8 protein-coding genes are annotated in these 8,667 nt (G+C 74.6%); 3 read left to right on the top strand and 5 right to left on the bottom strand.

What is annotated here, in order from left to right; genetic code table 11:
- Positions 1-94: 94 nt before the first annotated feature.
- The 4 genes from ACWEJX_RS22590 to ACWEJX_RS22575 all read right to left on the bottom strand — a co-directional run bounded on the left by ACWEJX_RS22590 (position 95) and on the right by ACWEJX_RS22575 (position 3,802).
- Positions 95-286: an I78 family peptidase inhibitor gene (locus ACWEJX_RS22590; protein WP_451609210.1), complete on the bottom strand. Its 192-nt coding sequence runs from the start codon at positions 284-286 to the stop codon at positions 95-97.
- 270 nt (positions 287-556) lie between these two features.
- Complete coding sequence (locus tag ACWEJX_RS22585) at positions 557-1,849, bottom strand: glycosyltransferase (protein ID WP_451609209.1); 1,293 nt, start codon at positions 1,847-1,849, stop codon at positions 557-559.
- A 155-nt stretch (positions 1,850-2,004) separates the two neighbouring features.
- Complete coding sequence (locus ACWEJX_RS22580; protein WP_451609208.1) at positions 2,005-3,324, bottom strand: ABC transporter substrate-binding protein; 1,320 nt, start codon at positions 3,322-3,324, stop codon at positions 2,005-2,007.
- Complete coding sequence (locus ACWEJX_RS22575; protein ID WP_451609207.1) at positions 3,296-3,802, bottom strand: hypothetical protein; 507 nt, start codon at positions 3,800-3,802, stop codon at positions 3,296-3,298. Before ACWEJX_RS22575 ends, ACWEJX_RS22580 begins: the two co-directional genes overlap by 29 nt.
- Positions 3,803-3,908: 106 nt before the next feature.
- On the opposite strand from ACWEJX_RS22575, the gene ACWEJX_RS22570 reads away from it, so the two are divergent.
- Genes ACWEJX_RS22570 through ACWEJX_RS22560 form a run of 3 tightly spaced genes read left to right on the top strand, consistent with a single transcriptional unit; the run spans position 3,909 to position 7,659 of the window.
- A complete protein-coding gene (locus tag ACWEJX_RS22570; protein ID WP_451609206.1) occupies positions 3,909-4,409 on the top strand; it encodes a hypothetical protein in 501 nt (166 codons plus the stop codon).
- A complete protein-coding gene (locus ACWEJX_RS22565; protein WP_451609205.1) occupies positions 4,397-6,982 on the top strand; it encodes an ABC transporter permease subunit in 2,586 nt (861 codons plus the stop codon). Before ACWEJX_RS22570 ends, ACWEJX_RS22565 begins: the two co-directional genes overlap by 13 nt.
- A complete protein-coding gene (locus ACWEJX_RS22560) occupies positions 6,979-7,659 on the top strand; it encodes an ATP-binding cassette domain-containing protein (protein WP_451609204.1) in 681 nt (226 codons plus the stop codon). The genes ACWEJX_RS22565 and ACWEJX_RS22560 overlap by 4 nt, the downstream gene beginning before the upstream one ends.
- Here the strand turns inward: ACWEJX_RS22560 and ACWEJX_RS22555 are convergent.
- Positions 7,656-8,618 (bottom strand): IS481 family transposase, encoded by a 963-nt coding sequence (locus ACWEJX_RS22555; protein ID WP_451609203.1) that lies wholly within the window; start codon positions 8,616-8,618, stop codon positions 7,656-7,658. The two genes, ACWEJX_RS22560 and ACWEJX_RS22555, sit on opposite strands and share 4 nt — an antisense overlap.
- Positions 8,619-8,667 lie beyond the last annotated feature (49 nt).

Below are 8,667 nucleotides of genomic sequence, written 5' to 3'. Positions count from 1 at the left end.
GGTGAAGTCGGCCGATCACGGCCGGGGCCCTCTCCCCTGTCTCTCTCCCCTGCCCCCGACACCGGTTCCAACGGCCCCCGTTCCCCGGGCTTTCTCAGCCGCGCCAGGCACGGGTCACGACGCCGTCCTCGACCTCGAAGTTGATGCGCGCCTCCATGTACTCCATGGTGATGATCGAGCCCGGCGGCAGGGACCGGACGACGCTCCAGCCACGGATCCGGGCGAGACGCTCGGCCTCCTCGGCGGAGAGTCCCACATACGTTTCGGGTGCGTGTTCGGATGTCATGCAGCTCACGTTAGTACCCTGCCGGTCACGCTTGTGTCACAGGTTCTCGACATGTGTTTGACATGACCCCGCTCTTCCGCAAGCCCGCCCGCAGGGGCGAATTCCAGCCGCTTCCCCGGCAATTCACCGGACCTCGGCAGCCTTTCCCGGAATTCCGCAGAACAAGCGGACGAAAGCATTCCGCCAGTAATTGCGCGACTCCCCGACCCAGGGCCCGTTCACGTTTTCCCCGCGGCCCGTCCGCGCCGCGCACACAGAGGCCCGCTTCCGTCAGCGGAAGCGGCGGACCAGCGCGCCGGCCCTGGACTTCGCCGCGTAGGCGGTGTCGAGGAGCGCGCCGACCGTGCGGTGCAGGGTGGCGCGGGCCGCCGGGTGGCTGCGGGCGCGCGGGGCGGCGGCCCCGGCCCGCCGTTCGACGAGGTCGGTCCAGATGGCCTCGTGGCGGGCCGCGATCCGGACCGGGTCGAAGCGCTCCGAGGAGACGAGGGCCGCCTTCGCCGCCCGGGCCCGGGCCTCGTCGTCGTTGATGAGGGCGAGCAGGGCGGCGGCGACGGCGGCCGTGTCGTCGACCGGGACGAGCCTGCCGTCGACGCCGTCCTCGATGATCTCGCCCGGGCCGTACGGACAGTCGGTGGAGACCACCGGCAGGCCGCAGCGCATCGCCTCGACGATGGTCATGCCGAAGGACTCGCGCCGGGAGGTCACGACCGCCAGCGAGCCCTTGGCCCACTCCGGCTCCATCGGGTGGGCGGTGCCCATGAGGAAGACGTTCCCGCCGACGCCGAGCCGCTCGATCTGCCGGGCCAGGCTCTGCTTCAGGTTGTCGGCGGCGTCACCGGTGCCGTAGATCCGCAGCTTCCAGTCGGGGCGGGCGGCGGCCACGTCCGCGAAGGCGTCGATCAGCAGGTCGTACCGCTTGACCGGGGTGAGCCGGCCGGCCGCGACGACGACCCTGGCGGCCGGGTCGGCGGGCGGCACGGTGGGCGCGGGCACGCTGTTCGGCACGGCGTCGACGCGGACGGTGCCCGGCAGGCCGAGCGCCCGGTAGGAGCGGGCGTCGGCCTCGGTGACGGTGGTGACGGCGTCCAGGAGCGCGTACTCGTGGGCGATGTCCCGGCGCAGCCGGTAGCTGTGCCCGTCCAGGGTCAGGTGCTCCTGCCCGACCAGGACCGGTCCGCGCGGCGCCTGCCGGGCGAGCTGCACGCCCAGCCCCGGGCGGGTGGCGATCACCACGTCCGCGTCGACGGAGGCGAGATGGGCGCCGATCCGGGCGTCGGTGAGCGCGCTGTACTGCTTCCAGCGCCCGTCGCCGCGCGGGAAGACCCGGGCGGGCCGGTGGAAGTCGGGGTGCTCTCCGTCGTACCCCGGGCTGTTCTTCCGGATGTCGACGAGCGGACGGAGCGTCACACCGGCGGGCACGCCGAGGATCGGCTCGTCGCGGTGGCGGAACACCGAGACGATCTGCACCTCGTGACGGGCAGCCAGCTCGGCGGCGAGCGTGAAGACCGTTCGGATGGTGCCGCCGATGTGGTAGCCGTTGTGGAGCAGGAAGGAGATGCGCATGGCCGTACCGGTTCCCCCCGGTCAAGCGGGTCTGGTCGCCGCCGACTGTACTGCGCGCACAGGGGCCTTGCGCACGACGGGCGTCGGGGGCGGCGTCACGGGCGGTTTCCCGAACGGCGTGACGGGCGGTTTCCCGAACGGCGTCACGGGCGCCGTCACGGGTGGTAGCCCAGCTGGGGCACGGTGGCGCAGTTGCGGTTCATGTCGCCCTGCGGGACCCAGCCGCGGCCGTCCCGCCAGCGGGCCACGGACAGGCAGGTGTACGAGGTCTTCGGCGGCGTCGCCAGGCGCTCGAAGCGCACGGGCAGGAGCAGCCCGCGGGCGGTGTACGGCTCCGCCCGGTTGACGTACGCCTCCACGCACGCCCGGGTGATGCCGGCCGGCCCGCCGGGGCCGCCGGCACAGGAGCGGGCCGCGTCGGTGAACCACATGGCCGCCGCCCAGCCCTCCAGCTGCCACTGCGACAGCGGCCGGTCGCCCATCGCCGTCCGGAACTCCCGCACGGCGGGGAGGGCGGTGTCGTCGTAGTCGCGGCTGGAGCCGGTGACGTACAGCGCGGCCCGGCAGCCCGGCGCCTTCGCGTAGTCGCGCGCCACGGACGAGGACCAGTTCTGCACGTTGGTCACCTTGGCGGCGACGTGGACGCCGAGCGCCTCCATGGCCTCGCACAGCTGGACGTTGCCGTGGGTGTCCATCGCGTCGAGGACGAGGTCGGCGTGTTGTGCGCGCAGGTCGGCGGCGACGGCGCGGAAGTTGGGCAGCGCGAAGTCGACCTGCTCGCCGACGACCCGGTAGCCCTCGGCGCGCAGTCCGTCCGCGATCAGCCGGGCGTACGCGGCGGAGGCCGCCTGGTTGTACGAGACGACGGCGGCGGTGCGGGCGCCGAGGTGGCTGCGGAACCAGCGGTAGACCTCGGTGCCGCCGTACAGGACCCCGTGCCAGCCGGGCGACTTCCCGGTGCGTGGCGCGGAGCTGCCGTAGATGCCGTAGAGGTGCGGATAGGTGTCGTAGGCGGGGGTGAGCGGCTGGCCGCCGATGTCGGGGACGCCGGCCTTCGCGACGAGCGGGGCGCCGGCGTAGTCGAGGGCGGTGGTGGCGACCAGGGCGAAGACCTTGCGCCGGTCGACCAGTTCGTGGACGCAGGCGTTGTTGCCGATGCCGCTGCCGCCGTCGTCGCAGGTGAACACCTCGACCTTGCGCCCGGCGACGCCGCCGCGGGCGTTGAGGGCGTCGAACCAGGCGCGGGCGCCGTCGCGCGGCCCGGTGAAGGTGTCGCCGCCGACCGGGCTGGTGGCGCTGGTGATGATGCCGACGCGAAGCGGCTCACCGCCGGAGGGGGTGACGGTGGGCCGCGTCCCGAAGGCGCGCTCCGGGAGCCGGCTGCCGCAGCCCGCGAGGAGCGGGACCAGGGCGGCGAGCACGGCGAGGAGCAGCGCCGCGACCGCCTCAGCAGCCCGGGACCTGGGTCGTGCCACTGAGCTGGACCAGGCCGCAGAGGGTCTTCACGGACACCTTCCAGGTGTTGTCCTGCAGGACGGCGGTGCCCTTGGCGTGGGGCAGGGCCGTGTTCCCCGACACCAGCAGGTCGTAGGTGACGTTCGCGCCGGTGGGCGAGGTGAAGCTGACCTGGGTGACCTTGACGGAGGTCGCGGCGGCGTTCTCGTTACCGGCGAAGGCGCCGAGGACGGGCGCCATCTTCTGGCCGTTCTCCAGGAGCTTGATCCGCTGGTCGGGCGGGGTCTTCGGGTCGAAGAACGCGGTCCAGTTCTTGGTGATCTGCGCCTTGGCGGCGACCGGGTCGAGCGGCTGGTCCGTCATGGCGGGCGAGGTCGTGGGGGTGACCTGGCTCGGTGACGAGCTGGTGCCGGAGTTGTCGGAGCACCCGGCGACGACCGGGGTCAGCACCAGGACCGCCGCCGCGCCGAAGGCCGCCGCACGTCGCGTGAGAAGCATCTGGCTCACCACCGGATGTCAGGGGCAGGCCGAACGCCTGATGAGTCCAGGGTGGGGTGATTCGGGGCATAGTGCAAGGAAAGCGGGTGAAGGTGGTGAGGCCCTCGTGCGCTCGACTTCACGGACCGTCCGGAGGGTCCGGCCGGTCCGGTTGCTGCTGTGGGGCGGCCTGGCGGCGGTCGCCGGGGGCGCGGTGCTGTGCGTGATCGGCTGGTACGGGATCTCCGGCGAGGTCCTGGTGGCCCGGCAGCTGCCGTATCTGGCGTCGAGCACGGTGCCGGGCGCGGCGCTGCTCGTGGCGGGGGCGGTGTGGGTGGTGGCGGGGGTACGGAACGGGGCGGGGGACGCGGTGGCGGAGCCGGAGAAGCGGGCGACCGCTGCCGACGGGGATGCGGATGGGGATGGTGATGCGGATGGGAATGCGGATGCCGAGGCGGACGCCGGGGTGAGGCCCTCCTCGGACGAACCGCCGCTGCGGGTGCCCGGCGGAACCCTCGCCCACCGGCCGGACTGCCCGCTGGTGACGGGACGTCCGGAGGCGGTGCCGGTGGGGGACGACGACACGGGACTCGACCCCTGCCCGGTGTGTGAGCCGTGGCCTCGCTGACGTACGACCTCACCCTCGCCGGTCTCGCGATCGGCAGCGCGGCCGCGCTCACCGGCATCGGACTGATCGTCACGTACCGCGCGACCGGCGTCCTCAACCTGGCGCACGGCGCCATCGCGATGGTCTGCGCGTACGTGCTCCGGCAACTCGTGGTCGAGTGGGGGTGGCCGCTGCCGCTCGGCGCGCTCGTCACGCTGCTCGTGGTGGCGCCGGGCATCGGGCTGGTCCTCGACCGGGCCGTGTTCCGGCCGCTCGCGCTCGCCGGGTCGAATCCGGCACAGACGCTGGTGGCGTCGATCGGCGTGTTCGTGCTGCTCGTCGGGGCGGCGGCGCTCGTCTGGGGCAACGGGGCCCGGTCCGACGCGCCGGTGCTCCTCGGTGACGATCCGTGGACCCAGCTGGCGGCGGTGGTGGTGCTCGCGTGCCTGGTCGGGGCGGTGACCCGGTGGACCCGGTTCGGCCGCGAGCTGCGGGCCGTCGTCGACAACCGGCCGCTGGCCGAGCTGTCGGGGATCGCGACGGACCGGGTGTCGGCGGCGGGCTGGGCGTTCGGCGCCTTCACGGCCGGGTTCACGGGCGTGCTGCTCGCGCCGTACGTGCGGCTCGACCCGTACGGGATGCCGCTGCTGGTGGTCGAGGTGATCGCGGTCGCGGTCCTCGCCCGGATGCGGAGCCTGCCGGTGGCGATCGTCTCGGCCCTCGCCCTCGGCGTCGCCCAGGCCCAGCTGACCCGCCTGCACCCGGAGGGCTGGGCGGGCCCACTGGTCCAGGCGGTCGGGGCGAACCTGTTCGTGGTGGCCCTGCTGGTGGCGGCGCTGGTGCTGCCCGGGGTGGGCGGCGAGGACGCGCTGCCACCGCCGGTGCGGGGGACGCGGGTGCCGGTCGGCGTGTGGCTGGTGGCCGGCGTCCTGCTCCTGCTGCCCCTGGGCTTCGCGGGTGACGACCTCTCGACGGCGGTGCAGGTCCCGGCGCTCGCGGTGATCCTGCTTTCGCTGGTGGTCGTGTCGGGCCGCGGCGGCCAGATCGCGCTCGGCCAGGCGGCGTACGCGGGACTCGGCGCCCTGTTCACGGCCCTGCTCGCGGCCGCCGGGCTGCCCGAGCTGGTGGCGCTCGGGGTGGCCGCGCTGTGCGTGGCCCCGCTCGGCCTGCTCACCGGCTGGCCCGCGATCCGCCGCCACGGCCTGGCGCTCGCCCTGGCCACGCTCGCGGTCGGGGTCGCGGTGAGCCGCTTCGTCTTCGCCCAGCCGTACGCGACGGCGGGCCTGACCCTGAGCCGCCCGGCGGGCCTCGACGGCGACCGCCGCTACTACGCCCTGGAGCTGGGCCTCCTCGCCGGCGCCTTCCTCCTCGTCGCCGCCCTCCGCCGGGGCCGCACCGGCCGCGCCCTCGCCGCCCTCCGCGACCACGAACCCGGCGCCGAGGCCGCCGGCGTCCCCGTCGCCGCCCTCAAACTCCTCGCCTTCACCCTCGGCGCCGCCCTCGCCGCCCTCGGCGGCGGCCTCCTCGCGATGTCCGTCCGCGCCTTCGACCCCGACACCTTCGACCCGATCCGCGGCCTGCTCTGGTTCACCGCCGTCCTCGTGCTCGGCGCCGACTCCCTCCTCACGCCCCTTCTCGCCGCCACCCTCCTCATCACCCTCGACGCAGCCACCCACGCCGGCGTCGCCGTAGCGCTGATCGGCCTCCTGGCCACACTCACGGGCCGCGTACCACCACTGACGTCACTGCTGTGGGCGGGTGAGCCGTCCCCTGCACCACGGCCCGCAGCCGCCGACGGTGCCGAGCCGCCCACGGGAAGGCCCGCACCTCTGCCCGCCCACCGAGCGGGTGGTGCGGGTGGGAACGGCAACCCGGCCGGAGGCCGGGCGCAGGCCCACCGGCCCGCGGCCGCCGGCGGCGCCCAGGCGCCCGGCGCGGGAAGGCGTCACCACGCCGCGGCCACTCACCGCCTCGTCGCCCGGCACCTCACCCTCACCTACCCCGGCGGCCTCACCGCCCTCGACCGCGTCGACATCGCGCTCGCGCCCGCCCGGGTGACCGCCGTCGTCGGGCCGAACGGGGCGGGGAAGAGCACGCTCTTCGACTGCCTGGCCGGGGCGGCGCGGCCGACCACCGGACGGGTCATGCTCGACGGCGTCGACATCACGAGGCGCCCCGCCCACGCCCGCCACCGGCTCGGCATCGCGCGGACGTTCCAGCAGCTGGCCGTGTTCCCGTCGCTGTCCGTGGAGGAGAACGTGCGGGTCGGCGCGCGGGACGGGGCCGCGGTGGAGGGGGCGCTGCGGCTGTTCGGCCTGGCGGGGCAGGCGGTCCGGCACCGCCCCGCCGCCGGGCTGCCCACGGGGACCCTCAGGCGCGTCGAGCTGGCCCGGGCCCTCGCGAGCGCCCCGCACACCCTCCTCCTCGACGAGCCGGCCGCGGGGCTCGACGCGGAGGAGACGGCGGCCCTGGCCCGTGTCCTCGCCGCGCTCGCCGCCGACGGGCTGACCGTGCTCGTGGTCGAGCACGACCCGGACCTCGTCGCCGGCATCGCGCACACCGTGCACACCCTGGAGGGAGGCCGGATCAGATGACCGTCGAGATCGCGCTCCGCCGCGCCCGCGTCCGCTACGGCCCCCTGGAGGCCCTGCACGGCCTCGACCTGCGGCTGCCCGCCGCCACGGTCACCGTCCTGCTCGGCCGCAACGGCTCCGGCCGCACCACCGCGCTGCGCGCCCTCGCCGGGACGGTGCCGCTGACCGCCGGGCGGGTGGTGTGGGGCGGCGCGGACGTCACCCGGCTGCCGGCCCACGCCCGCGCCCGCCGCGGCCTCCGCTTCGTACCGGATCTGCGGGCGGTGTACGGGACGCTCACCGTCGCCGAGAACCTGGACCTGGCGGCGCCGGGCCGCCTGGACGAGGCCCTCGCCGCGTACCCGGAGCTGGAACCGCTGCTCGACCACCGCGCCGGCACCCTCTCGGGCGGCGAGCGCCGCATGCTCGGCCTGGTCCGCGCCGTCCTCTCCCCCACCGACGGCCCCGCCCGCGTCGTCCTCGTCGACGAGCCCTCGCTCGGCCTGTCGACGACGGTGGCCTCCCGTACGTACGAACTGCTCGCCGCCCTCACCGGACCGCCCGCCCGCGCGGCCGTCGTCCTCGCCGAGCAGCGGGTCCCGCCGGGGCTGCCGCCGGGCTCGGTGGCGTACGAACTGAGTCGCGGCACCCTCGTGTCCGGCGGCGAGATCACCGGGAACACGAGCCGGAGCGTCTAGGTGTGCTGTCTGGAGAGGTTGGTGCCGCGGCTGGCGGGTGTTTGGCCGCCGATGCCGGTGTGGGGTCGGTGGTAGTTGTACCAGTGGAGCCAGTCGGTGAACGCTTCCATGCGTTCGTGGTCTGAGGTGTAGGGCCGTTGGCAGGCCCACTCGTCGAGCAGGGTGCGGTGGAAGCGTTCGACTTTGCCGTTGGTCTGGGGGCGCCAGGGCCTGGTCCAGCGGGGGCTGATGCCCAGGTCGCGGCAGGTGTCGCGCCAGGTGTTCTTGCTGTAGGCCCAGGCGTTGTCGGTCAGGACCCGCTCGACGTGGATGCCCAGGGACGCGAAGTAGGTGGTGGCCCGGGTCAGGAAGGCTGCGCAGGTCGGTGCGGTCTCGTCGGGCAGGTCCTCGGTGTAGGCGATGCGGCTGTGGTCGTCGAGGGCGGTGTGGAGGTAGGCGTATCCGGCGCCGCCCCGGCGGTCCTTGTTGGGGCTGCCAGCCGCCCGGCCGAGGACTTTGTGGCCGCCGCCGTCGGGGATCCGGCCCAGCTTCTTGACGTCGATGTGGACCAGTTCGCCGGGTCGGGCGCGTTCGTAGCGGCGGACGGGTTCGCCGGTTGCCCGGTCCAGGGCCGCCAGGGGCGGCTGGCCGTTGCGGACGAGGATGCGGTGGGCGGTCGAGGCCGCGATGCGGCACCGGACGGCCAGCCGCAGCGGGCCGATGCGGTGTTCCCGCCGCAGGCGGAGAACTTCCGTCTCGAGCTCGGCCGGCGTCCGTCGGGGCTGGTGATGGGGCCGGCTGGAGCGGTCACTCATTCCGGCGACGCCGAGCTGCCGGTAGCGGCCCGCCCAGCGGGCGGCGGTGGTGTGGCTGACCTGGAAACGCTCCGCTGCCCGGCGCAGCGGCCAGCCGTCCTCGACGACACAGCGGGCCAGGCGAAGACGCCCGGTCTCGGTCAGCGGGGCATTACGGTGGGGCACGAGGGCCTCCTCGGATCGGCGCAGATGTCGCAATCCACACCGAACCCGG

The sequence above is a fragment of the Streptomyces sp. NPDC004788 genome, assembly GCF_053601115.1.
The sequence above is the reverse complement of the archived record's forward strand: the minus strand, read 5'-3'. Positions and strand labels throughout refer to the sequence as shown.

Bases quoted from the DNA above. Each gene is read 5' to 3' on its own strand.
- ACWEJX_RS22590 (WP_451609210.1), bottom strand. From the start codon at position 286: ATGACATCCGAACACGCACCCGAAACGTATGTGGGACTCTCCGCCGAG.
- ACWEJX_RS22585 (WP_451609209.1), bottom strand. From the start codon at position 1,849: ATGCGCATCTCCTTCCTGCTCCACAACGGCTACCACATCGGCGGCACC.
- ACWEJX_RS22575 (WP_451609207.1), bottom strand. From the start codon at position 3,802: ATGCTTCTCACGCGACGTGCGGCGGCCTTCGGCGCGGCGGCGGTCCTG.
- ACWEJX_RS22560 (WP_451609204.1), top strand. From the start codon at position 6,979: ATGACCGTCGAGATCGCGCTCCGCCGCGCCCGCGTCCGCTACGGCCCC.